The organism is Variovorax restrictus (assembly GCF_051216715.1).
Taxonomy (GTDB): domain Bacteria; phylum Pseudomonadota; class Gammaproteobacteria; order Burkholderiales; family Burkholderiaceae_C; genus Variovorax.
In genome coordinates this window covers 931,069-953,102 of record NZ_JBPJZH010000002.1, presented here as the reverse complement: position 1 = coordinate 953,102, position 22,034 = coordinate 931,069, and the positions used below count along the sequence as shown (strand labels likewise).

Below are 22,034 nucleotides of genomic sequence, written 5' to 3'. Positions count from 1 at the left end.
AACCCAGGAGGGCGGCACACAGGAAAGATCGCACGGGATGTCCTTGGAAAGATGGAAACGCCCATTATTGCGGCGCGATGGCGCCGATCGCGAGAGCGGCATCGGCCGCGCCCCGTTGCGCTACAGCGCCCACGCCGGCGCAGCCGCCGTGCCGGTGAACGCCGGGCCGCTCAGATCGCTTGCCCTATACCCCCGGTTCACATCCAGCCCGGTGATTCGCCAGTCGTGCGCCGGCAGGGCGAGCGGGTGCACCACGCGCTCGTAGGATCGCATCGGCCACACCACGCCGAAGCGCGCTTCGTGCTCGAAGGTGTCGACCTCGGCCACGGCGCCGCGGGTGCCGGTGAAGCCCTCGAGCGTGAAACGCATGCGGCGCACGCGCTGGTCGACGCGGTCGATGCACAGCGCCACGCGGTCCGCCGCGACGCGGCCGAGGCCCGGCGTGAGCCAGACCTCGACCACGTCGCAGGTGCGGCCGTCGACGCGCTCGGTGCCGGCCATCTGCATGCGAAGCCCGCGGTCCGCCAGCCACAGCGGCCCGAGCAGGAACAACCCGTAGCCCTCGGCCACCAGCGCGGCGGCGTCGCGTGCCGCTGCATCGTCACTGCGCACGCCGTTGAACCACACCGAGACGTCGCCCAGGTCGCCGGGCGTTCCGCGCCCACGGCGCCACGCCACCTGCTTGCGGCCCATCGGCCCGGTGTAGGCCTGCGCCACGACACCCGCTGAGGGCATCAGCCGCTCCTGCGAGCTGCCGCGAAAGCCCTGGTCGACGATTTCGGGCTGGATGCGGTTGATGAGCGGTCGCCACTGGCCGTCGTAGCTGACGTTGATGTCGGTGAGGGCACGGTAGGCGTCGAGGCCATGCGCCAGCGCGCTGTCGCGCAGGCGCGCTGCCGCGCCGTCGCCCCCGGGTGCGGGCGACGGCGCCGGGATCAGCGGCAGCGGCGTGCTGCAGCCGCCCACCAGCCACGGGAGCGTGAGCGCGCCCAGCCAGGCGCGACGGGAGACAGTGCGGGTCGAGGTGTTCATGGGTGCTTCCGGTTGCAGGTCGGGATGGTGATCAGCGGACCAGCGGCCGTACCGTGCTGAAGCCACCGTCGACGGCGATGACCTGCCCGGTGATGCGCGCTGCGCCGTCCGACAGCAGCCACGCGATCGTGTCGGCCACCTGGGCGGCCGTCTGCACGCCGCCGAGCGGGTACTGTCTGCCGGCACCCTCGCGCATGGCATCGACCTTGAGCATGTTCGCCGTCATCGGTGTATCGGTCATGCCGGGCGCCACGGCATTGATGCGCAAGCCGCTCGGTGCATAGGTGGCGGCGGCACCGCGCGCGAGCGCCTCCACGCCGCCCTTGGCCGCGGCAATGGCTTCGTGGTTGGCAACGCCGATGCGCGCCACCACGCTGGAGACCAGCACGGCCGCACCCGCGGCGCCCTGACCCCGCAGCGCGTCGACCCAGGCGTGCAGCACATACACCGCACTGTCGAGGTTGACGCGCATCACGTCGCGGTACTGGGCCGCGCTGGTGCGATGCAGCGGCGCGATGAGGGTGCTGCCAACGCAGTGCGCCAGCAGCGACGGTGGCGCACCGAGCTCCACCGCGCAGGCCGCGATGGCGGCGGCAGCCCCTTCGGGCGTGGTGGTGTCGAAGGCCAGGTGCGCATCGGCCTCGACCGATCGCAGCGATTCGACGTCCCGCCCGACCGCTGCCACACGATGCCCCGCGTCGCGAAGCCGGGCGACGACTGCCGCACCGACGCCGCCGCGGGCGCCGGTCACCATCGCGATGGACTGCGTCGATGCACTCATGCCCGACCGCCTGTCGACGATGCGTCGACCTCGTCGCGAGACCGGCGACAGGCCTCGGAGCAGTACTTCACGTCGGCCCAGCTGCGCGCCCAGCGCTTGCGCCAGCTCATCGCCCGGCCGCAGGCGACGCAGGGCTTGCTCGGCAGCGACGACTTGTTGCCCTTGAACGTTGCCGACTTCGGGACGGTGTGGGAAATCATGGGTCTACTTACGCATCCAAGGCGGCGATGGATCAGCGTCGGAGTCGACCCTGTGAACGCCAGGGTAGGACATCGGCCGCCGCAACCGGCACATCGTCCCACGCAGGGCGCGGCCGGCGGCACGCATGGTCGATCAATGACCGATCCCCGCAATGTCGCGCACGACAAAAAAGTGCACCAGGAAAAGAAGAACCATGGCGAAGAGATCGCCCCTGACGCCGAGCACGCGCCGCAGCCCGGCATGAAGCCGGCGCTGAAGCACACGGACAAGGACGAGGACGACGCCGCTTCCGCCAAGGACTGATCGCCGCGCCGCGAGGCATGATCTCCGTCTCAGCCCCAAGGAGACAGACCATGCCCTCGCCCGATGCAACCGCCACGCCGCGCTACCCGATGGCGGAACTGAACGACCTGCCTGACGACATCCGAACCGCCGTGCTGGCGGTGCAGGAGAAGGCAGGCTTCGTGCCCAACGTGTTCCTCGCCTTCGCCCGTCGTCCGGCGGAATGGCGCGCTTTCTTCGCGTACCACGATGCGCTGATGCTGAAGGAAGAAGGCTCGCTCACCAAGGGCGACCGCGAGATGATCGTGACCGTCACCAGCGCGGCCAACCAGTGCCTCTACTGTGTGGTCGCACATGGGGCGCTGCTGCGGATCTACGAGAAGAAGCCGCTGGTGGCCGACCAGGTAGCGGTCAACTATCGCAAGGCCGACATCACGCCGCGGCAGCGCGCGATGCTCGACTTCGCGATGAAGGTCTGCGACCGGTCGCACGAGATCGACGACGCAGACTTCACCGCATTGCACGCGCACGGCTTCGACGACGAGGACATCTGGGACATCGCGGCCATCACCTCTTTCTTCGGCCTGTCGAATCGCATGGCCAGCTTCGCCGGCATGCAGCCGAACACCGAATTCTTCATGCTGGGTCGCGTGCCCCGCGACAAGAAGTAGCCGATCAGGTGGCCGGCCCGCGGCAGGCCGCGAAGGCATCGAGCGCCGGCTTGTAGGTGGGCGTCTTCAGGTCCATCACGCCCAGCACCGTGTGGTACAGGTTGTCGTGCGTGAGCGCGGCATCGCGGCCCTTCTCCAGGCACGCGGTCGACAGGTGCTCGCGCGCCTGAAGCCCGCCGCCGAACCAGGCCACCATCGGCACGTGCTTCTGCACGTCGGGCGCGATGTTGTACGGCAAGCCGTGCAGGAACAGACCGTACTCGCCGAGCGATTCGCCGTGGTCGCTCATGTACAGCATGCCGGTGTCGTAGCGCGACGCCTGCGACTGCAACCAGTCGATGGTGCGTGCCAGAAAGCGGTCGGTGTGCGCGATCGAGTTGTCGTAGGCGTTCATCAGCTCGGTGTGGCTGCAGTCGGCCAGCACGTTGGTCGTGCACTCGGGCATGAAACGCTTGGTGTCGGGCGCCGAACGCTTGGCATAGGAAGGCCCATGGCTGCCCATCTGGTGCAGCACCAGCAGCACGCCGCGCTCGCGGCGCTCGGCCGGCAGCGCCGCGATGCGCTGGTCGATGTTCTTGAGCATCACGTCGTCCAGGCATTCGTCGCCGTCGCACAGCGCACTGCGCGTGGCCGCGTCGAGCCCGTCGCCTGCCGACACGCTCGGCACCCGGACGCACACGCCCTTGCACCCGGCCTGGTTGTCGATCCACAGCACCGCCAGGCCGACGGCCTGCGCCAGATCGACCAGGTTCTCGTAGTCGTCCTTGCGGCCTTCATAACCTGTTTTGCCCAGCGGCGAGAACATGCAGGGTACCGAGGCCAGCGTGTTGGTGCCGCAGGAGTGCACGTTCGGCCAGCTGATCACCTGCCGCGCAGCGAGCTCGGGCGTGGTGTTGCGCGCATAGCCATTGAGCGCGAAGTGGTCGGACCGCGCGGTCTCGCCCACGACCACCACGAACAGGGGCGGCTTGGCCTGCGCCGCATAGCTGGTGCCCAACGCCGCGCCGCCCGCGATCGGGATGAGCTTTCGCTTGTGCGTGAAAAGCGGCTTGAGCACCACCGCGCTGGCCGAATACAGGCTCGCGAGCGGGTTCATCATGTAGCGCAGCGTGACGTGGTTGCGCATGAGGGGCGCGAGCTCGCGCGACGTCGCCACCGCGCTGGCCACCACCACCGCGAGGGCCAGGAAGCACAGCGCCGCATTGCGCCAGAGCTGCGACAACGGCCGCATCGGCAGGATGCGCGCCCTAAGCAGGCCCCAGGCAGGCAAGGCGCAGACCAGCAGCACATTCGAGAGCAGGCGCCAGCTCAGCAGATCGCGCGCCTCGTGCATGTCGGTCTGCATCGCGTTCGCCGCCATCGTCGGATCCATCACGACGTGGTAGGTCAGCATGTAATGCTGGGCCACTGCAGACAGCAGCACGACTGCGAACCACACCGGCTTCATGCCGCGGGTCCAGGCGGTGAGCGATAGCACGGCCACCGTGCCTGCACCGGCGAGCAAGGCCATCACGCCGATGGATCGCAGGTACACGCTGGGGGCGCCGCCGATGCGCGCCAGCTCCATCCACAACGGCCAGTTCGCGGCGAGCAGCAGGTAGAGCGACAGCGCCACGACCACCTTGCGGGCCGAGCGCGGTCGCGACAGCCAAGCGTCGGCCCTTGCCAATGCGTCGGGCCAATGGAGGGCGAGCGCAACGAAAGCGCCAGTGCTGGCACCCCCCGGCGCGCGGTCTGCGGTGTCTGAAGAAACGGTCATGCCCCGATGGTGGAAACCGGGACTGAAATCAGCCTGAACGCCTGCTTCAGACTCGGTTCAGTTTCGGCGTTGCCTCGGGCGCGACGATGCGCGAGCGGCGATGAACGACGGCGTCGATCGCCCACCCGACCGCCCAGCACACCCACGCAGTCCACAGCGTGTGGCTCATGTAGTGCGCACCGCGCCATTGCTGGGCGAGGCCGAGCGTCAGTCCCAGCAGCATCGACACCGCCAGCCAGATCGATGCCGCGCGCGGCATCGAACGCCGCAGCACGAACCAGCCGCCCATGTAAGCCAGCGCGGCCGAGGCGTGGCCCGCGGGGAAGCACCGTCCCGGCCCGCCGTCGCGCAGGCCCCACGCCCAGTGCGACACGTAGCGCGCCGTACCACCGAATTCGTTCAGGTCCCACGGGCAGCTCGTGCGGCTGCCGGTCTTGAGCAGCGAGACGGCGAGCACGGCGGCGAGCACGGTCAGCACCAACTGGACGCGCTCGCTGCGCGTCAACGTGCCAAGCCAGCCGAGTGGCCAACGAATGGCGCCCAGCAACGCGCCCACGCAGAGCCAGCTCAGAAGACGCGGCACCTCGTGCAGCCACAGCACCAGTGCCGCGTCGTCGCGCCACGCGAAGCCCTGCGCGTTGCCGGCCAGCCGCGCCATCGGCAGGTCGAGGCCGGCGGCGTCCCATGCCAGCACCGCCAGCAGAGCGGCGAGCGTCACGAACAGGAGACGGGAGAAAGCGATCGGGTGCCCACGGGTCATGGGCGCGGAGCCTAGCGGCGCAGCATGAACACCGCCTGAAGAGGCCGCTCGCGACGAAAGCCTAGACTCCCTCTTTTTCCCTGGAGAGCTCCTTGCGCGTCCTGCTCGTCGAAGACGACATCGCCCTGTCGGAGGCGGTGTGTAGCTACCTGCGGGCCAAGGCCTTCGTGGTCGATGCCGTGCCCAGCCTCGCGCAGGCCAGCGCGGCGCTGCATGGCGCGCAGTACGCGGCTGTGCTGCTCGATCTGCACCTGGGCGACGGCGACGGGCTGTCGTTGCTGCCGCAGCTGCGCGCGCTGAAAGACCGGCCGATCGTGATCGTGCTCACCGCCAAGGACCAGGTGACCGACCGCATTCGCGGCCTCGATGCCGGTGCCGACGACTACCTGATCAAGCCCTACGACCCCGGCGAGCTGCTGGCGCGGCTGCGCGCGGTGGAGCGCCGGCGCAGCACGTCGACGGCACCGGTGGTCCGACTGGGCGATCTGGAGATCGACCTGACCCGCGAACTGGTGCGCAGCGGCGGTGTGCCGGTCACACTGACCCAGAAGGAATGGGCGCTGCTGCGCGTGATGGCGACGCGACCCGACCGCATCCACACCCGCGAGAACCTGCAGGACGCGCTCTACGGCTTCAACGACGAGGCCGACAGCAACACGCTGGAGGTCTTCATCAGCCGGCTGCGCCGCAAGCTCGGCCGCGAGCACATCCAGACGCTGCGTGGGCTGGGCTACCGCCTGGTGAACGCGGGCGGCAGCGAATCGTGAACGCAGCGACCGCACTCGGACCGCGCGAGACCCTGGCCGGGCGGCTCATCCGCACGCTGATCCTGTGGGTCGGCGGCGTCTGGCTGCTGTGCGTGATCGGCGTGGCCTGGTATGTGGACCGCGAGATCAACTTCAACTTCGACAGCGAGTTGGTCGAGGTCTCGCACCGCATGTTCGACATCGCGCTCGACGAAACCGACCGGCGCCAGGGCGAAGCCTCCCCGGGGCGCCCGCTGATCGCACCGACACCGACATTCGCCGACGCCGCCGTGTTGTTCCAGGTGGTCGACGCCAACGGACACGTGCTGCTGCGCTCGGCCGAGACGCGGGGCAACACCTTCGACGTGCCGCTGGCCGCCGGCTTCGCGAACGACGCGTCGTGGCGCATCTACACGGTGCGCCACCCCACGCGATCGCTCTACCTGCAGGTCGCCGACCCGCTGGACGAGCGGCGCGAAGCACTCAACCGCACGCTGTTCGGGCTCATCATCCCGCTGGGCGCGGTGCTGCCGCTGCTGGCCTGGGTGCTGCGCAAGATCGCACGCGACGAACTGCAGGTCTTGCAAACCATGGCGACCGAGATCGGCCTGCGCGGCGGCGACGACCTGCGGCCCCTCGCCCTCCCCGGCCTGCCCCGCGAGCTTCAGACCGTGGGGGACCACGTCAACCGCCTGCTCGACCGGCTGGCCCAGGCGCTCGACGTGGAGCGTGCGCTGGCCGCCAATGCAGCGCACGAGCTGCGGACGCCGCTGGCAGCGGCGCGGCTGCGACTGCAGACCGCCCTCGACCACGACCTGCGCCGCGAGGACGTCGCGGCCGCGCTCGACGCATTGCACACGCTCAGCCACCGCACCGAGAAGCTGCTGCAGCTTTCGCGCGCCGAGTCGGGTGCGTCGCTCACGCGTGAGCGCGTGGACCTCACGCAGCTCGCCGCGACCGTGGCGCAGGAGTTCTGGCAGGACCCGGCCGTGATCGATCGGCTCGGCCTGAAGGTGCCCGACAGCGGCGACGCGCCGGTCGCGCTCGGTGATGTCGATGCGCTCGCGATCGCGCTGCGCAACCTGGTGGAGAACGCGCTGCGCTACGCCAAAGGCGCTGCGGTGGAGATCGAAGTCGATGCCGATGGCCGCCTCATCGTGCGCGACTTCGGGCCGGGCGTGAACGATGTCGAGCTGCGCACCCTGCAGCTGCGTCACGTGCGTCACAGCGCGGAGCGCGCCGGCTACGGGCTCGGGCTGTCGATCGTCGCGACCATCGTGCAGAAGCACGATGCGCAGCTCGAACTGCTGTCGCCGCCGCCGGGTGCGGCGCATGGCTTCGAGGCGCGGATCGTGCTGACGCCGGCCTGAGGGCCAGCGCCAGGTGTCAGACGGTGACCATCGTGCGCAGCCATTCCGGCAGCGCCATCGCCTTCTGCTTCGGGAAGTCGACCCAGATGGTGGTCGCACCGCCGGCAGCGCAGATGAGCTCGGGCGCATCGGCACGTGCCATGGTGGCCCAGGTCTCGAAGGTCGTGCGGGCCGGGTCGCTGGCGTACATCTTCAGCAGCACGTCGCCCGGGTATTCGAGCTGGCGATAGAAGTTGCAGAAGGCATTGACGATGACCATGCCCTCGCCGCCCGGGTCGGGCTCGAAACCGATGGAGCGCATCCAGTCGATCCGCGCCGTTTCCATGTAACGGAAGTAGCTGCCGTTGTTGAGGTGGCCCATCGCATCCATGTCGCCCCAGCGGATGGCGATGGACATCTCGTAGACCAGTTTCTTCTTCTCGGGGATTTCGATCTTCATGGGGCAAGGATGGCTTGGCGGTCCAGGAGGGACGAGTCGCGAAGGCGACCGGCCCACCCCTCGCACTGGCGACCCTGGACGACAAAGACCGCCGAATGACGCCGCATAAAATGTTTCATTGTTCGGCAGCATTTCACGTGCCGATGCGTCCAAAAACCATTATCGAACAGACCCCATGACCCACGACGAAATCATCGCCCAGTTCGGCCCGCGCGAATCCATGGAGTACGACGTCGTCGTCGTCGGTGGCGGCCCCGCCGGCCTCGCGACCGCGATCCGCCTGAAGCAGCTCGCGGCGCAGAACGACAAGGAGATTTCGGTGGTGGTGCTCGAGAAGGGCTCGGAGCCCGGCGCGCACATCCTGTCGGGCGCCATCATGGACCCGAAGGCACTGTCGGAGCTGATCCCCGACTGGAAAGCCAAGGGCGCCCCGCTGAACCAGCCGGTCACGGCTGACACCTTCCTGATGCTCAGCGAGACCGGCGCGACGCGCACGCCGAACTTCATGCTGCCGCACAACTTCCACAACGAAGGCAACTACATCGTCAGCCTCGGCAATGTGGTGAAGTGGCTGGCGCAGCAGGCCGAGGAACTGGGCGTGGAAATCTTCCCCGGCTTCCCTGCTGCCGAAGTGCTGTACACGGATGACGGCAAGGTGCGCGGCGTGGCCACCGGCAACCTCGGCATCGGCAAGGACGGCGAGCCGACCGAGAACTTCCAGCTCGGCATGGAGCTGCTGGGCAAGTACACGGTGTTCGCCGAGGGCGCGCGCGGCCACCTGGGCCGCCAGCTCATCGCCAAGTACAAGCTCGACGACGGCAAGGACCCGCAGAGCTACGGCATCGGCATCAAGGAGCTGTGGGAGATCGACCCGGCCCGCCACGAGCCCGGCCTGGCCATCCACACGGCCGGCTGGCCGTTGCCGAACGACACCTACGGCGGCTCCTTCGTCTACCACGCCGAGAACAACCAGCTCATCATCGGCTACGTGGTCGGGCTCGACTACCAGAACCCGCACATGAGCCCGTTCGAGGAATTCCAGCGCTTCAAGACGCACCCGAACATCCGCTGGTACCTCGAAGGCCAGGACAAGGGGCTGAAGCCGGCCAAGCGCCTGAGCTACGGCGCGCGCGCCATCACGGCCGGCGGCCTGCTGTCGCTGCCCAAGACGGTGTTCCCGGGCGGCGCGCTGGTCGGCTGCGAAGCCGGCTACCTGAACGCGAGCCGCATCAAGGGCAGCCACGCCGCGATCAAGACGGGCATGCTGGCGGCCGAGGCCGCCTTCGACGCCGTGACCGCCGGCCGCCAGCACGACGAACTCGCCGCCTACCCGGCCGCCTTCGAGAAGAGCTGGCTGCATACCGAGCTGAACAAGGCGCGCAATTTCAAGCAGTGGTTCAAGAAGGGCCTCGCGGTCGGCACGGTGATGACCGGTATCGAGCAGTTCGTGCTGCGCGGCCACATCCCCTGGACCATCCACCGCACCGAGGCCGACCATGCGCGCCTGAAGCCCGCGAGCGCGTGCAAGAAGATCGCCTACCCCCGTCCCGACGGCAAGCTCACCTTCGACCGGCTCTCGAGCGTGTTCATCAGCAACACCAACCACGAAGAGAACCAGCCGGCGCACCTGACGCTGAAGGACGCGACGGTGCCCACGCGCATCAACCTGCCCGAATACGCCGGCCCCGAGGCGCGCTACTGCCCCGCCGGCGTGTACGAGTTCGTGCCCGACGAGGCGAACGCCGGCAAGGAACGGCTGCAGATCAACGCGCAGAACTGCGTGCACTGCAAGACCTGCGACATCAAGGACCCGACGCAGAACATTGTGTGGGTCACGCCCGAAGGCGGCGGCGGGCCGAACTACGTGGGGATGTGAGTCGAGCGGGTTTGCCCGGGCGTTCCAGGTTATCGACGCCGATTCGCCACGGCCGCTCCTGCGAACGTTCCCGCCGGCCATCCATTGGCCCTTGGGCGGCTTCAGCCCATCAAGCATCTGGGCGCTAAGGGCGTGACGATTTCCTGGCCGGGAGATTCGTGGATCTGCCCTTCACGGTCGGCCGAAGCCCGTAGATCACATGGTCTGCGAAGGCTGTCGCGATCGCGTCGCCACGCGTTTCACCCTTCTCGCTGAACCAGCGGTTGATGTTGTTGATCGCGCCCATGAAGAAGAAGACCGCGAGCTTCGGATCGCATGGGGCAATCGCGCCCTCATCCACGCAGCGTGCGATCAGTGCGCGCAACTGGGTATCGACGACACGTCGGCGCTGTTGGATCAATGCACTGTGCTGTGTGGTCATCGAGTAGTACTCGGTCAGTACCACGCACGTTCCGAGCTCGCTGGTCATCTTGCGGATGTACCGCTCGATGAAATCACGCAAGACATCGAGCGCGCTCGTCTGCCCGGCTTCCGCTTCGGCCAATGCCTCCTCGGCCATGCCGATGGCCAACCGATGGCACTCGTACAGGATCTCGTGCTTGTTCTTGACGTACCGGTAGAGCGCCGGCTTGGTCACCGACAAGGCCTCGGCGATGTCGTCCAGCGTGGTGTTGTGGAACCCTTTGGCGCCGAAGGTTCTTCCCGCGGCCGCGATCAATGCCCGCTTTCGGATCTCGCGGGGATCGGGCGTGCCTGCGAGCGCGTTGTTCCAGCGCGGCGGCTTCGACGGGGGTTGGGCTTTGTTCTTGGAGGCCATGGAGTCGGACGATTGTCGGCCACGCGCGCGGCGGGTCTGCCCGCTTGACGAAGCGCTGGTCGGTTCATATATTAACTGTCAGTTACCACAGAGTAACTTTTCCTGACCAGACCCATCGGCGGGCGCAAACCGTACCGTGCATCGCCATTCCGGAGACAAGACCATGGCATTTCATTCGCTTCGCGGAAGCTTGTTCCTGAGCGCTGCACTCCTCCCCTGGGCGATGACGGCCCATGCGCAAGCACAGCCGACGCTCAAGATCTCGCACATCGACACCTTCTCGGGCCCCACGGCCTCGACCGGTGTCACGGTGTCCAAGACCTTGCTCTACGCAGTCGACCTGATCAACGAACGCGGCGGCGTTCTGGGGCGCAAGCTCGAGGTGGTGCCGATGGACAACGGTGGCGATCCGGCCAAGGCGGTCTCGATGCTCAGCGCCACCGTCGACCAGAAGATCAACTTCATGGTGCAGGCGGGCAACTCCGGCATTGCCGGCGCGTTGCAGGGCGCGGTGGAAAAGCACAACGCGCGCAATCCCGATGCGCGCGTGCTCTACCTCAACTACGGCTCGGCACTGCCCGAGCTCACCGGCGAGAAGTGCAGCTTCTGGATGTTCCGCTTCGAGGCCCACCAGCTGATGAAGATGTACGCCATCGCGGACTACGTGAAGCAGAACCCGCAGATCAAGAAGATCTACCTGATCAACCAGGACTACGCCTTCGGCCGCCAGGTGAGCGCCGACGCGCGCGCCATCATCGGCAAGGCCCGGCCCGACGTGCAGTTCGTCGGTGACGACTTTCATCCCTTCGGCAAGGTCAAGGATTTCTCTCCTTACGTGCTGAAGATCAAGCAGTCGGGGGCCGACACGGTGCTCACCGGCAACTGGGGCAACGATCTGTCGCTGCTGGTGCGCGCAAGCAAGGAATCGGGCTCGAACGCCCGTTACATGACCTACTACGGGGGCCTGTTCGGCGTACCGACCTCGATCGGCGCAGCCGGTCAGGACACGGTCTTCCAGATCTCATCCTGGCACCCCAACGTGCCGGTGGAAGACAAGCAGCCCGCGCTCGAGAAGTACCAGAAGGACTTCAAGGCAAAGTACGGCGAAGACCTCTACTACACCTCGATCCTGGTGCAGATGGACATGCTCGCGCGTGCCATCCAGAAGGTCGGCAACACCACCGATCTGGTGAAGATCGCGCAGGCGCTCGAAGGCATGGAGTACGACTCGCCCTTCGGCAAGATCCAGATGCGCAAGGAAGACCACCAGGCCACCCATCCGCTCTACATCAACCAGCTTGTGAAGGGCGTCAAGTACGACGCCGAAGGGCTGGGCATGGGCTGGAAGACCGTCGCCAAGGTGCCGGGCCCCGTCACCGAACTGCCGGTGAACTGCCAGATGAACCGCCCGAGCTGACCCGCGCGTGCAGGACGTTCGTACATGCATCGAGGGCCGGGTGGCGGTGGTCACCGGTGGCGCCTCGGGGTTGGGCGCAGCGACCGCGCAGGCCTTGCGGGCCGCCGGTGCACGGGTCGTGCTGATCGATCTGGCCGCCGCCACCGTCGAGGCGGCGGCGTCTTCGATGGACGCCATCGGCTTCACTGCCGACGTGGCAGACGCCGAGCGCATCGAAGCCGTGTTCCGGCAGATCGAGGACCGCGTCGGGCGCGTCTCCATGCTCGTCAATTGCGCAGGCATCGCCGACCCCGGCAGCGTGGTCCGCCGCGGCGTGGCCATGCCACTGGAAGCCTTCCGCCGCGTGATCGAAATCAACCTGCTCGGCGCGATCAACTGTATCCGCTGCGCGGTGCCGCAGATGATCGAAGGGCGCATCGGCGACGGCGAGGCCGGCCTGATCGTCACACCGCCTCCATCGCCGCCTTCGACGGCCAGATGGGGCAAGCCGCGTATGCCGCGTCGAAGGGCGGCGTGGCCGGCATGGTGTTGCCGCTGGCACGTGAACTGGGGGAGTACGGCATCCGCGTGATGGGCATTGCACCCGGCGTGTTCGAGACACCGATGACGCTCAACCTCGCGCCCAAGTCGCGCGAGGTGGTCTTCGCGGCCGTGCCCCCGTTTCCCAAGCGGCCGGGCCATGCCGACGAATTCGCGGCGCTTGTGATGTCCATCGCCGCGAACCCGATGCTCAACGGCGAGGTGATCCGCCTGGACGGCGGGTTGCGCATGCCGGCCCGCGTTTGACGCCGACCCTTGAAGAAAGGAACCTTGATGCAGATCGACCAAGCAGTGGCCGTCATTACAGGCGCCGCTTCCGGCCTGGGCCGGGCCACGGTGGAGCGACTTGCCGCGCACGGCGCGCGGGTGGCCGCGATCGACCTGCCGGGCGCGCCGCTTGATGCGCTCGCGAAAGCGATGCCGCAGGTGCTCACGCTCGGCGGCGACGTCTGTTCAGATACCGGCATGGCCGCAGCATTCGCGCAGCTTCGCCAGACGCTGGGCACGCCGCGCATCCTGGTCAACTGCGCGGGCGTGCTCGGGCCCGCGAGGGTCTTCAAGACCGACAAGACCACCGGCAAGGTCGTGCCGCGCGAACTCGATGTGTTTCGCCGCGTCATCGAGGTCAATCTGGTCGGCACCTTCAACACCATTCGCTTGTTCGCCGAAGGGTTGAGCGGCGACGACGCGAGCGACGGCGAGGACCGCGGCGTGATCGTCAACACCGCCTCGGTCGCCGCGTACGAGGCGCTGTCGGCGCAGACGGCCTACGGCGCGTCGAAGGCCGGCGTGGCCAGCATGACGCTGCCCATGGCGCGCGAGCTGGCGCGCTTCGGCATCCGCGTGATGGCGATCGCGCCCGGCACCTTCGAGACCGGCATGTACGAGGTCGTGCCCGCGCACACACGCCGCACATTGATCGACGACGTGCCCTTTCCGCCGCGACCCGGCCGTCCCGGAGAGTTTGCGCACATGGTGCAGGCGTTGATCGAGAACGGAATGATGAACGGCTCGGTGGTGCGCATCGATGGCGCGGTACGCATGCGCGAACCCACGGCGCCGCGCGAAGCGAGGCTCCAGCCATGAGCGACGTCTTGCGCCTCGAGGCGCTCTATGGTGACCGGCTCGTGCCCTGCTACGCCGAACGGCCGCGCAACCTCGATGCGATGCTGCGTGCCTCGGTGGCCGCGCGCGGCGATGCGCCGGCCCTCGAGGATGGCGAGGCCACCATCACATACCGCCAGCTGGACCGCTTGGCCAACCGTGTCGCCACGGGTCTGCTCGCACGGCAAGTGAAGGCCGGTGACCGCGTGGCGCTGTTCGTCGGCAACCGCGCCGAGTTCGTCGTGTTGCTGGCCGGCATCTGGCGGCTCGGTGCGATCGCGGTGCCGATCGGCGTGCGTCAGAGCGCGGGCGAGCTGGCGTACATGCTCGGGCAGTGCGGCGCCGCTGCGCTGGTGTTCGATGCGTCGCTGGCCGAACGCCTGCCGCCCCGGGAGCAGATCGCCGACGTGCACTGCCTCGTGTGCATTGAAGACGCCGGAATCCCTGAAACGGGGCAAGCGGATGCCTTGACATACGCCGCCTTGCTGGCCAGCGGCGACGACACGCCGGTGCAAGCCGAGTTTGCGGACTCGCAGCCCGCCTGCATCATGTACACCTCCGGCACCACCGGCCATCCCAAGGGCGCGGTGCTCTCTCATCTGGGCTTCTTCCACACAGCGCGTCATTACGTGCGCCGCTTCGGCTACACCGCCTACGACCGCTTGCTGCTGACCATCCCCGGCTCGCACATCTCCGGCCTTCTTGCGGTGGTGGTGGTCTCACTCCAGATCGGCAGCTGCCTGGTGCTGCAGCGCCAGTTCAATGCCAGCGAGACGCTGGCCCTGATCGAGGCAAGCCGCGTCAGCGCCGCAGTGATGGTCCCGGCCATGTACAACCTCTGCCTGTTGCACCCCGACCTGCCGAAGCGCGATCTCTCGTGCTGGCGCATCGGCCATTTCGGCGGTGCCGCGATGCCCGAGGTCACCATCGCACGCCTGGCCGAAGCATTGCCCGGCCTGGCGCTTTACAACGGCTTCGGCGCCACCGAGACGACCTCGGCCGTGACCCTCACCGAGCGCGGCGACGCGGCACGCAAACCCGACACCGTGGGCACGGTCGTGCCCTGCGTCGACATCAGGGTGCTTGACACCGAAGGGCGAGAAGTCGCGGTCGGCGAATCGGGCGAGCTGTGGATCTGCAGCCCCGGCAACGCCATCGGCTATTGGGCCAACCCCGAGGCCACGCGCGCGTCCTTCGTGGCCGGCTACTGGCGCTCGGGCGACATCGGGAGCGTCGACGCCGAGGGCTTCGTGCGCGTGTTCGACCGCATCAAGGACATGATCAACCGCGGCGGCTTCAAGGTGTACTGCGTGGAACTGGAGAACGTCATCCAGCGCCATCCCGGCGTGGTCGAGGTGGCCGCGGTGGCGAGCCCGTGCCCGGTGCTCGGCGAGCGCGTTCATGTGTTCGTGCATGCGACCGAACCGGTCGACCCCGAGGCGGTGCGCGCCCTTTGCCGCCGCACGCTGGCCGACTACAAGACACCCGACTTCGTCACCGTCAGCGCCACGCCGCTGCCACGAAATCTCAACGGCAAGCTGGTCAAGGCACCGCTGCGCGCCCAGGCGCGCGAGGCGGCCGACCGACGCAACGCCATTCCTTCGGAGCACACCTCATGAGCATCCCACCCGTCTACATCCTCGGCGGTTACCAGACCGACTTCGCCCGCAACGCGGCACGGGCCGGCGATGGCTTGTTCGAGCTGATGCGCGAGGCCGTGCAGGGCGCGCTGGCCGACGCCGGGCTCGATGCACGCGAGATCGAGGCGGGTCACGTGGGCAACTTCGTCGGCGAGCTGTTCACCGGCCAGGGCCAGTTGGGGGGCATGCTCGCGGCCATCGACCCCGGCTTCGAGGGCACGCCCGCGGGTCGGCACGAGGCCGCTTGCGCCTCGGGCAGCATCGCCATGCTGGCGGCGACGGCCGAGATCGAATGCGGCCGCTACGACTGCGTGCTGGTCACCGGCGTGGAGCTCGAACGCAACGTGCCCGGCGCGGTGGCGGCACAGCACCTGGGCGCAGCGACCTGGGTCGGCCAGGAGGGCGAAGACGTCAAGTACGTCTGGCCGCACATGTTCCATCTCGTGGGCCAGGAATACGAGCGACGCTACGGTCTGAAGTACGAGCACCTCGCGCACATTGCCGAGATCAACATCGGCAACGCTCGCCGCAATCCCTTGGCCCAGACGCGCGACTGGCAGTACACCGACGCGAGCTTCACCGCCGACGACGACGCCAATCCGGTGATCGAAGGCATGATCCGGCGGCAGGACTGCGGGCAGGTAACCGACGGCGCAGCGGCGGTGGTTCTCGCATCGCCGCGATTCGCCAAGGCTTGGGCCACGCGGCACGGCGTGTCGCTCGACGCGCTGCCGTGCATCGCGGGCTGGGGCCATCGCACATCGCACCTCAAGCTCGCACCCAAGCTGCAATCCAGTGCGGGCCAGCCCTATGTGTTTCCGCACGTGCGCGATGCGATCCAGGGCGCGTTCCGGCGCGCGGGCCTGGCCGACGTGTTCGCGCTCGACGGCATCGAGACGCACGACTGCTTCACCACCACCGAATACATGGCGATCGACCACTTCGGCATCACGGCGCCCGGCGAAAGCTGGCGCGCCATCGAAGACGGCACCATCGCGGCCGGCGGTCGCTTGCCCATCAACCCGAGCGGCGGCCTGATCGGCCTCGGTCACCCGGTGGGCGCGACCGGCGTGCGCATGGTGCTCGACGCGGCCCATCAGGTCACGGGCCGCGCCGGCGAGTGCCAGGTTGAAGGCGCGCGCCGCTTCGCGACGCTCAACATCGGAGGCAGCGCCACGACGGTGGTGAGCTTCATCGTCGAGGCAGGGCAGAACTGAAGCGTCGCCGGCATCCATAGCGACCAGACCGAGGCGGGCAGGACGATGCAACCGACTCGAAGGGTAGCGGCTGGCGCGTCGTGAATCGCTCCCGCCGATCCAGCGCAACTACCGCAGCAAGCGTCGGACGAGCGCCAGACCCATCCCGGCGGGATCTCCTTCACGAGTCGACGCTTTCGTCCTCTTCGGTCATGAACGGGAGTTGTTCGTTGGCGAGGGCCTCGAGAAGCGAACTCGACATGCAGCACATCGACGGCAAATGCCCGATGGCCGGCGCCGGTGAAGCACCGACTCGGGGTGTGCCGTGAGCGGCACAATCGATTCACGGGAACTCTCGTAAGGACGTTCCGCTCCTTGCGTCATGAGCGGGACGTGCCGAGACCATTGGCGAACTGCGGCTGGCGTGGCGCAAGATCCAACCCCTCGGCCGAATGCCGACGGAACAAGCAGTGTGCGGCGCAGCGTGTCTACAATTCCGCAGCCCTGTCTCTGTCGGCGACGTCGCTTCTCGCGCCCTTGCTTTTTCGTTGCTCCTTTTCCATGGCACCCATACCCAGGCCGAAGTCCGTGAGCATTCGCGACGTGGCCGAACTCGCCGGCGTGTCGCTCGGCAGTGCGTCGCGTGTCATCAACAAGGTCGACAACGTCACCGCGAAGACGCGCGAGAAGGTCGAACAGGCAATCGCTGCGCTGGCCTACCGGCCCAACCATGCGGCGCAGTCGCTGCGGTTGCGCACGACGCGCACCATCGGCTGCCTGCTGACCGACGTCACCAACCCGCTCTACGCCAAGCTGTTCCGCGCGCTGGAAGAGCGCATGCGAACCGCGGGCTACATGATGCTGCTGGCCAACAGCCTCAACGTGGCCGAACGCGAGATCGACATCCTTTCGACCTTTCAGAGCCGCGGCATGGACGGCGTGATCCTGGCGCCTGGCAACGAGCGCGACCCCGACGTGTTGAAGGCAATCCACGGCATGGAGGTTCCGGTGGTGCTTCTCGACCGCGACATCAAGAGCAAGACGGACCAGGTGCTTTTCGATCATGTGCCAGGCATGCACGGTGTCGTGTCGCGACTCGCCGCGCTAGGCCACCAGCGAATCGCCCTGATCGTCACGCAGTCGCCGAACCGGCCGATGCGCCGCCGCATCGAGGGCTTCCGCAGCGGAATGCAGGCACACGGCCTGCCGGTCGACGACGAATTCATCGTGCGCCTGCCCACCGCGATGAGCGCTGCTTTCGAGGCCGTGACGACCTTGCTGCAGCGACCGGACCGACCCACCGCCATCGTGGCGATGGGCACGAACATTCTCAACGAGACGTTGAACGCGATCAGCAATCTCAACATGCGCATCCCTCAGGGCATCTCGGTGGTCTCGATCGGCGACCCCGACTTCGCCGCGAGCTATGCGCCAGCGATTTCATCGCTGCGCGTCGATCTGGATGCCGCCGCACAAGCCAGCACGGAGCTGTTGCTTTCGCGCTTGAGAGGCGTCGGCGGTAGCAAGCCACGCTGCGTGATGATCGACTGCCACTACATCGAACGCCAGTCCTGCGGGCCGCCGCCCGCATCCACGGGAAGACCGACACGTCCGCGCTGAGCGCGGCCCCTTCAGCTCTCCCCGCGCGACAGCAGCATAAAACACGCCAGCGACAGCAATCCCATCGTGCCAACGAGCACGCCGAGGGTGGCACCGTCGTGCACCGCCAAGGTCACCACGATCAGGCTGCCCAGCGACCCCGCGCCCATGCGCATGCCGCCGGACAGCGCAGCCGACGAGCCGACCAACGTCGGGGCGACGCTCATGCTGCGCAAAGAGGCGGTGGGCATCAGCAGGCCGTTGCCCAGGCCGAACAGAAGCATCGGACCGGCGATCAAGGGAGCGATGGGTCCGAAGATCCATCCCAGCAGGACCACCAGTGTGCCCGACAGCGCCAGCAGCGAACAACCGCGCTCGATCAACTTGCGTTGCGGCACGCGCCCCGTCCACCGCGAAGTCAGGAAATTGCCGAGCACGTAACCCAGGGGCGGCAAGGCACCGTAGACGCCGAACGCCGCGGCACTGACGTGCAGATCGCCGACCAGCAGCACCGGCGCCTGTGTGTTGTACGCGAAGATCCCCATACCGCCGAGGGCCACCGGCAGTGTGTTGGTCATGAAACGCCTCGTGCGCAGCAGTTGGAAGTAGCCCGACAGCAGTCGCCAACCTCGTTGCGCGTGCCGGCGATTCGGCGGCAACGTCTCGACCAGCCCGCGGATCGACGCGATGCAGAGCGCCAGACCAAGAACGGCGAACAGCAGAAGGTTCGCGCGCCAGCCGAAGGCCTGCTGCACCAGTCCGCCGATCATCGGCGCCACGATAGGCGCGATCGCGATCGACATGCCCATCTGCGCGTTGGCGCGTGCCGCTTCGTGGTCGTTCATCGCATCGCGGACCATGGCGCGCGACAGCACCATGCCGCTGCTGGCCCCGATGCCTTGCACCACGCGTGCCACCAGCAGCCAGCCGACGCTCGGCGAGAGCCATGCCGCCACGCTGCCGACGAAGAAGATAACCAGCGAGCACAGGCCGATGCGACGCCGTCCGATGCGGTCGCTCCAGGGGCCGACGACCAGCATGAACGCGGCCATGGCGGCCAAGTAGGCCGTGACGGTCAGTTGCACCTGGCCGGTCGGCACGCCGAAATCGCGGGCCATGGCGGGCAACGACGGCAAGTAGGCCGACGACGCGAACAGGCCGACCGCCGGCAGCGCGCTCAACAACCACAGCGGTGCGAGTCGGCGTTCCGACGGCTCGGCTTCGGGCGGTGACCCGCGCGCAGGCAACGGCATCAGGGTTGCGTCATTGCGGCATTGTCAAGACGATCTTGCCAAAGTGCGCATTGCGGGCCATGTGGGCCAGCGCGTCGGCCACCTCGGCGAACCCGAAGCACCGGTCGATCGGCAGCGACAGGCGGCCGTCCGAGATGGCCGAACCCAGGTCGGCGCGCATGCGGCGGTTGATGTCGCGCACTTCCTGAACGCTGCGCGTGCGGAAGGTGACGCCGATGTATTCGATGCGCTTCAGAGCATGCAGGTCGAAGTCGAACTCCGCCCGGCTGCCGGCCAGGCGGCCGACATTGACGATGCGCGCCTTCAACGCGCAGGCGTGCATGTTGTTGTTGGCCTGGGTGCCTGCGAGCTGGTCGACGACAAGGTCGACGCCTAGGCCGTGGGTCGCATCCAGCACCTGCTGCGGCCAGTCCGCCGCCGTGGTGTCGATCGAAAGCTGCGCGCCGTAGTCCTTCAGCCGCTCGCGGCGATCCGGCGTGGTCGACGTGCCGATCACCATGCCGGCCCCCAGCAGCTTGGCGATCTGCAGGCCCATCAGGCCCACGCCGGACGAGGCGCCCTGAATCAGCACCGTCTCGCCGCGCTGCAGCCGACCGTGGGTGACCAGTGCGTCGTGCATCGTCTGCAGGGCCACCGGCAGCGTGGCGGCCTGTTCGTAGCTCATCGCCCGAGCCGGGATCTTCGTCACGCGGCCGTGGTCGGATACGGCGTACTCGGCAAACGCGCCCTTCCCCGAGCCCATGACCCGATCGCCACAGCGCAGCTCGGTCACGTGGGCACCGACCTCCGTCACCTCGCCGGACCATTCCAGACCTAGCACCGTGCCCGCTCCCCCGTGCGCGCCGTGCGTGCGACCGGCCAGCATCGAAAGGTCGGCGCGGTTGAGTCCGCAGGCGTGCACCTTCACCAGCACCTCGTCGGGGCCGGGACGTGGCACGGCGACCTCCTCGATGCGAAGGCCCTCACCGAACTGAACAGCGGCTTTCATGGACGGACCTTCAGGAGAAATGGCAGGAGAGATTGGACGACAGTTCCGCGAGGTTGCATCAGACCGCGCGGGTCACACCGATGGCAAGGCCGCCATCGATGAGCAGTGCATGACCATTGACGTAGCTCGATTCGTGCGAGATCAGGTACAGCGCCGCGTAGGCCACCTCCCAGCCGGTGCCCTGCCGCCCGAAGGGGACCGCCATCGCGCGGTTGGGGCGGCGCCGTGTCGCATCGCGGCCCATCGGCGTGTCCATCAGGCCAGGCTGGATTGAATTGCCGCGGATGCCCTTAGATTCTCCCGCCACGGCAATGCTGCGGGCCAGCGACACCTGGGCAGCCTTCGACGATTCGTAAGCGGGGTTGCGGCTCGAGTTGCGCAGAGAGGCCAGCGAAGACATGAGCACGATCGATCCGCCCGGCGCCATCACCTCCAGCGCCGCCTGCGCGAACACCATGTGGCTGCGAACGTTCACCGAGTACTCCTTGTCCCAGGCCTCGATGGTCAGCTGGTCGAGCGGCAGCCCATGCGAGATGCCGACGTTCAGAACCAGGCCGTCGAGCCCGCCCATCAGCTCCTGTGCGCGCTGCACCAGCGGCGCGATGGCCGAGGCATCGTTGACGTCGATCACCTCCACGAAGGCGGTGCCGCCCTCCTTCCTGACCGCGTCCGCGGTCTGCGTGGCGGCTTCCTCGGAAATGTCTGCACAGACGACCTGTGCCCCTTCGCGGGCGAACAGCAGCGAGATGGCGCGGCCGTTGCCAACCGGCGGGGACTCTTCCGGGATGACGCGTTGGCCTGCGCCGATGACCAGCACGCGGCGGCCTTGCAGGCGTCCGCGTCCAGGCACCTGGCCCAGTGTTTCGGGGTGCATCGAGCGGGTCGGATCGATTTCGGTGGGGGCGGTGTTCATGAGCGTGTCTTGGCGTGGTGTTGTGGACGGGCTGCGGTCGTTGGCACGGCGCCCGCTGCGGCGCAAGTGCGCTTGTCGTGAGGCGCGGTGAGGCGCGTTCAATTCGGGTTGATCGCCGCATCGGGGATCGTCCCCGGCGGCTCGATGTCGACCTCGAAGTTCTCGAGGAAGCGGCTGACCAGCATGTAGAAGCCGATCGTCAGTACCAGTTCCGCCGTTTGGCGATGGTTGAACTTCGCGCTGACGCGGGCGAACAGTTCATCGGGCGCCTTCACGTCGTGGAAGAGCTTGTCGGTGAACTCCAGCACAAGCTTCTCGGTGTCGTCCAACGCGGAGATGTCGGCACCGACCTCGAGTGCCGCGACTTTCGCATCGGACAAGCCGACGTTGCGTGCCACGCGCTTGTGCTGGTGGACCTCGTAGCTGGCCTCGCTGAGGATGCCCACGCGCAGGATCGCGATTTCGCGCAATTGCGAGTCAAGCTCATTGCTGCGCAGGATCGCACCGCCCAGGCCGAGAAACGCCTTCGAGTGCGCGGGGCCGGCGTGCGGCAGCATGCGGTACAGGTTCAGCGGTGGTCGCCCTCCCAACAACGCCTTGTAGTCCTCGGGTGCCTGGTTCATGTCGAAATACGGAATGCGGGCCATGGT

General features: G+C 67.6%; 21 protein-coding genes and 1 pseudogene. 11 read left to right on the top strand and 11 right to left on the bottom strand.

Annotated elements, in window-relative coordinates; genetic code table 11:
* Window positions 1-120: 120 nt before the first annotated feature.
* The 3 genes from ACSFA0_RS19115 to ACSFA0_RS19105 are packed head-to-tail and all read right to left on the bottom strand — an operon-like array spanning window position 121 to window position 2,013.
* Window positions 121-1,032 carry a hypothetical protein gene (locus ACSFA0_RS19115; RefSeq protein ID WP_435451839.1) on the bottom strand — a complete coding sequence of 304 codons (912 nt, stop codon included), beginning with the start codon at window positions 1,030-1,032 and terminating at the stop codon, window positions 121-123.
* Window positions 1,033-1,063: 31 nt separating this feature from the next.
* The gene (locus ACSFA0_RS19110; RefSeq protein WP_435451838.1) at window positions 1,064-1,813 is read right to left on the bottom strand and encodes an SDR family NAD(P)-dependent oxidoreductase; all 750 of its coding nucleotides are present in this window, start codon (window positions 1,811-1,813) and stop codon (window positions 1,064-1,066) included.
* A complete protein-coding gene (locus ACSFA0_RS19105; protein ID WP_435451837.1) occupies window positions 1,810-2,013 on the bottom strand; it encodes a DUF2256 domain-containing protein in 204 nt (67 codons plus the stop codon). Before ACSFA0_RS19105 ends, ACSFA0_RS19110 begins: the two co-directional genes overlap by 4 nt.
* Window positions 2,014-2,149: 136 nt before the next feature.
* On the opposite strand from ACSFA0_RS19105, the gene ACSFA0_RS19100 reads away from it, so the two are divergent.
* Both ACSFA0_RS19100 and ACSFA0_RS19095 read left to right on the top strand, forming a co-directional pair.
* On the top strand, window positions 2,150-2,317 hold the full coding sequence (locus tag ACSFA0_RS19100; protein WP_435451836.1) for a hypothetical protein: 168 nt from the start codon (window positions 2,150-2,152) through the stop codon (window positions 2,315-2,317).
* Window positions 2,318-2,367: 50 nt separating this feature from the next.
* Window positions 2,368-2,967, top strand: a complete 600-nt coding sequence (locus ACSFA0_RS19095; RefSeq protein WP_435451835.1) for a peroxidase-related enzyme — start codon at window positions 2,368-2,370, stop codon at window positions 2,965-2,967.
* Window positions 2,968-2,971: 4 nt separating this feature from the next.
* Here the strand turns inward: ACSFA0_RS19095 and ACSFA0_RS19090 are convergent, their stop codons facing one another.
* Together ACSFA0_RS19090 and ACSFA0_RS19085 are read right to left on the bottom strand one after the other, a co-directional pair.
* Window positions 2,972-4,726: a phosphoethanolamine transferase gene (locus ACSFA0_RS19090; protein ID WP_435451834.1), complete on the bottom strand. Its 1,755-nt coding sequence runs from the start codon at window positions 4,724-4,726 to the stop codon at window positions 2,972-2,974.
* A 46-nt stretch (window positions 4,727-4,772) separates the two neighbouring features.
* A complete protein-coding gene (locus tag ACSFA0_RS19085; RefSeq protein ID WP_435451833.1) occupies window positions 4,773-5,486 on the bottom strand; it encodes a phosphatase PAP2 family protein in 714 nt (237 codons plus the stop codon).
* Window positions 5,487-5,578: 92 nt separating this feature from the next.
* Between ACSFA0_RS19085 and ACSFA0_RS19080 the strand changes: the two genes are divergently transcribed.
* Complete coding sequence (locus ACSFA0_RS19080) at window positions 5,579-6,253, top strand: response regulator (protein WP_435451832.1); 675 nt, start codon at window positions 5,579-5,581, stop codon at window positions 6,251-6,253.
* Window positions 6,250-7,602, top strand: a complete 1,353-nt coding sequence (locus ACSFA0_RS19075; protein ID WP_435451831.1) for a sensor histidine kinase — start codon at window positions 6,250-6,252, stop codon at window positions 7,600-7,602. Before ACSFA0_RS19080 ends, ACSFA0_RS19075 begins: the two co-directional genes overlap by 4 nt.
* A gap of 16 nt (window positions 7,603-7,618) precedes the next feature.
* Here ACSFA0_RS19075 and ACSFA0_RS19070 read toward each other — a convergent pair whose 3' ends face one another.
* Complete coding sequence (locus tag ACSFA0_RS19070) at window positions 7,619-8,041, bottom strand: acyl-CoA thioesterase (protein WP_435451830.1); 423 nt, start codon at window positions 8,039-8,041, stop codon at window positions 7,619-7,621.
* A 175-nt stretch (window positions 8,042-8,216) separates the two neighbouring features.
* On the opposite strand from ACSFA0_RS19070, the gene ACSFA0_RS19065 reads away from it, so the two are divergent.
* Window positions 8,217-9,917 carry an electron transfer flavoprotein-ubiquinone oxidoreductase gene (locus ACSFA0_RS19065; protein ID WP_435451829.1) on the top strand — a complete coding sequence of 567 codons (1,701 nt, stop codon included), beginning with the start codon at window positions 8,217-8,219 and terminating at the stop codon, window positions 9,915-9,917.
* A 124-nt stretch (window positions 9,918-10,041) separates the two neighbouring features.
* On the opposite strand, the gene ACSFA0_RS19060 is transcribed toward ACSFA0_RS19065, so the two are convergent.
* Window positions 10,042-10,734, bottom strand: a complete 693-nt coding sequence (locus ACSFA0_RS19060) for a TetR/AcrR family transcriptional regulator (protein ID WP_435451828.1) — start codon at window positions 10,732-10,734, stop codon at window positions 10,042-10,044.
* 163 nt (window positions 10,735-10,897) lie between these two features.
* On the opposite strand from ACSFA0_RS19060, the gene ACSFA0_RS19055 reads away from it, so the two are divergent.
* The 6 genes and pseudogenes from ACSFA0_RS19055 to ACSFA0_RS19030 all read left to right on the top strand — a co-directional run bounded on the left by ACSFA0_RS19055 (window position 10,898) and on the right by ACSFA0_RS19030 (window position 18,251).
* Entirely contained in the window at window positions 10,898-12,151 is a 1,254-nt protein-coding gene (locus tag ACSFA0_RS19055; protein ID WP_435451827.1) for a branched-chain amino acid ABC transporter substrate-binding protein, read from the top strand.
* A 28-nt stretch (window positions 12,152-12,179) separates the two neighbouring features.
* Window positions 12,180-12,937: pseudogene (locus ACSFA0_RS19050) on the top strand (SDR family NAD(P)-dependent oxidoreductase).
* 27 nt (window positions 12,938-12,964) lie between these two features.
* The gene (locus ACSFA0_RS19045) at window positions 12,965-13,777 is read left to right on the top strand and encodes an SDR family NAD(P)-dependent oxidoreductase (protein WP_435451826.1); all 813 of its coding nucleotides are present in this window, start codon (window positions 12,965-12,967) and stop codon (window positions 13,775-13,777) included.
* Window positions 13,774-15,414 carry a class I adenylate-forming enzyme family protein gene (locus ACSFA0_RS19040; protein WP_435451825.1) on the top strand — a complete coding sequence of 547 codons (1,641 nt, stop codon included), beginning with the start codon at window positions 13,774-13,776 and terminating at the stop codon, window positions 15,412-15,414. The genes ACSFA0_RS19045 and ACSFA0_RS19040 overlap by 4 nt, the downstream gene beginning before the upstream one ends.
* Window positions 15,411-16,652: an acetyl-CoA acetyltransferase gene (locus ACSFA0_RS19035; RefSeq protein WP_435451824.1), complete on the top strand. Its 1,242-nt coding sequence runs from the start codon at window positions 15,411-15,413 to the stop codon at window positions 16,650-16,652. The genes ACSFA0_RS19040 and ACSFA0_RS19035 overlap by 4 nt, the downstream gene beginning before the upstream one ends.
* 567 nt (window positions 16,653-17,219) lie before the next feature.
* A complete protein-coding gene (locus tag ACSFA0_RS19030) occupies window positions 17,220-18,251 on the top strand; it encodes a LacI family DNA-binding transcriptional regulator (protein WP_435451823.1) in 1,032 nt (343 codons plus the stop codon).
* 11 nt (window positions 18,252-18,262) lie between these two features.
* On the opposite strand, the gene ACSFA0_RS19025 is transcribed toward ACSFA0_RS19030, so the two are convergent.
* The 4 genes from ACSFA0_RS19025 to ACSFA0_RS19010 all read right to left on the bottom strand — a co-directional run bounded on the left by ACSFA0_RS19025 (window position 18,263) and on the right by ACSFA0_RS19010 (window position 22,031).
* Entirely contained in the window at window positions 18,263-19,483 is a 1,221-nt protein-coding gene (locus ACSFA0_RS19025; protein ID WP_435451822.1) for a multidrug effflux MFS transporter, read from the bottom strand.
* A 10-nt stretch (window positions 19,484-19,493) separates the two neighbouring features.
* Window positions 19,494-20,471, bottom strand: a complete 978-nt coding sequence (locus ACSFA0_RS19020) for a quinone oxidoreductase family protein (RefSeq protein WP_435451821.1) — start codon at window positions 20,469-20,471, stop codon at window positions 19,494-19,496.
* A gap of 58 nt (window positions 20,472-20,529) precedes the next feature.
* Window positions 20,530-21,384, bottom strand: a complete 855-nt coding sequence (locus ACSFA0_RS19015; protein WP_435451820.1) for an SDR family NAD(P)-dependent oxidoreductase — start codon at window positions 21,382-21,384, stop codon at window positions 20,530-20,532.
* Between the two features lie 98 nt (window positions 21,385-21,482).
* Window positions 21,483-22,031, bottom strand: coding sequence for a carboxymuconolactone decarboxylase family protein (locus tag ACSFA0_RS19010; protein ID WP_435451819.1), 549 nt, complete (start codon window positions 22,029-22,031; stop codon window positions 21,483-21,485).
* Window positions 22,032-22,034: the final 3 nt, after the last annotated feature.

Bases quoted from the DNA above. Each gene is read 5' to 3' on its own strand.
- ACSFA0_RS19115 (WP_435451839.1), bottom strand. From the start codon at position 1,032: ATGAACACCTCGACCCGCACTGTCTCCCGTCGCGCCTGGCTGGGCGCG.
- ACSFA0_RS19110 (WP_435451838.1), bottom strand. From the start codon at position 1,813: ATGAGTGCATCGACGCAGTCCATCGCGATGGTGACCGGCGCCCGCGGC.
- ACSFA0_RS19105 (WP_435451837.1), bottom strand. From the start codon at position 2,013: ATGATTTCCCACACCGTCCCGAAGTCGGCAACGTTCAAGGGCAACAAG.
- ACSFA0_RS19100 (WP_435451836.1), top strand. From the start codon at position 2,150: ATGACCGATCCCCGCAATGTCGCGCACGACAAAAAAGTGCACCAGGAA.
- ACSFA0_RS19095 (WP_435451835.1), top strand. From the start codon at position 2,368: ATGCCCTCGCCCGATGCAACCGCCACGCCGCGCTACCCGATGGCGGAA.
- ACSFA0_RS19090 (WP_435451834.1), bottom strand. From the start codon at position 4,726: ATGACCGTTTCTTCAGACACCGCAGACCGCGCGCCGGGGGGTGCCAGC.
- ACSFA0_RS19085 (WP_435451833.1), bottom strand. From the start codon at position 5,486: ATGACCCGTGGGCACCCGATCGCTTTCTCCCGTCTCCTGTTCGTGACG.
- ACSFA0_RS19070 (WP_435451830.1), bottom strand. From the start codon at position 8,041: ATGAAGATCGAAATCCCCGAGAAGAAGAAACTGGTCTACGAGATGTCC.
- ACSFA0_RS19065 (WP_435451829.1), top strand. From the start codon at position 8,217: ATGACCCACGACGAAATCATCGCCCAGTTCGGCCCGCGCGAATCCATG.
- ACSFA0_RS19060 (WP_435451828.1), bottom strand. From the start codon at position 10,734: ATGGCCTCCAAGAACAAAGCCCAACCCCCGTCGAAGCCGCCGCGCTGG.
- ACSFA0_RS19055 (WP_435451827.1), top strand. From the start codon at position 10,898: ATGGCATTTCATTCGCTTCGCGGAAGCTTGTTCCTGAGCGCTGCACTC.
- ACSFA0_RS19045 (WP_435451826.1), top strand. From the start codon at position 12,965: ATGCAGATCGACCAAGCAGTGGCCGTCATTACAGGCGCCGCTTCCGGC.
- ACSFA0_RS19040 (WP_435451825.1), top strand. From the start codon at position 13,774: ATGAGCGACGTCTTGCGCCTCGAGGCGCTCTATGGTGACCGGCTCGTG.
- ACSFA0_RS19035 (WP_435451824.1), top strand. From the start codon at position 15,411: ATGAGCATCCCACCCGTCTACATCCTCGGCGGTTACCAGACCGACTTC.
- ACSFA0_RS19025 (WP_435451822.1), bottom strand. From the start codon at position 19,483: ATGCCGTTGCCTGCGCGCGGGTCACCGCCCGAAGCCGAGCCGTCGGAA.
- ACSFA0_RS19020 (WP_435451821.1), bottom strand. From the start codon at position 20,471: ATGAAAGCCGCTGTTCAGTTCGGTGAGGGCCTTCGCATCGAGGAGGTC.
- ACSFA0_RS19015 (WP_435451820.1), bottom strand. From the start codon at position 21,384: ATGAACACCGCCCCCACCGAAATCGATCCGACCCGCTCGATGCACCCC.
- ACSFA0_RS19010 (WP_435451819.1), bottom strand. From the start codon at position 22,031: ATGGCCCGCATTCCGTATTTCGACATGAACCAGGCACCCGAGGACTAC.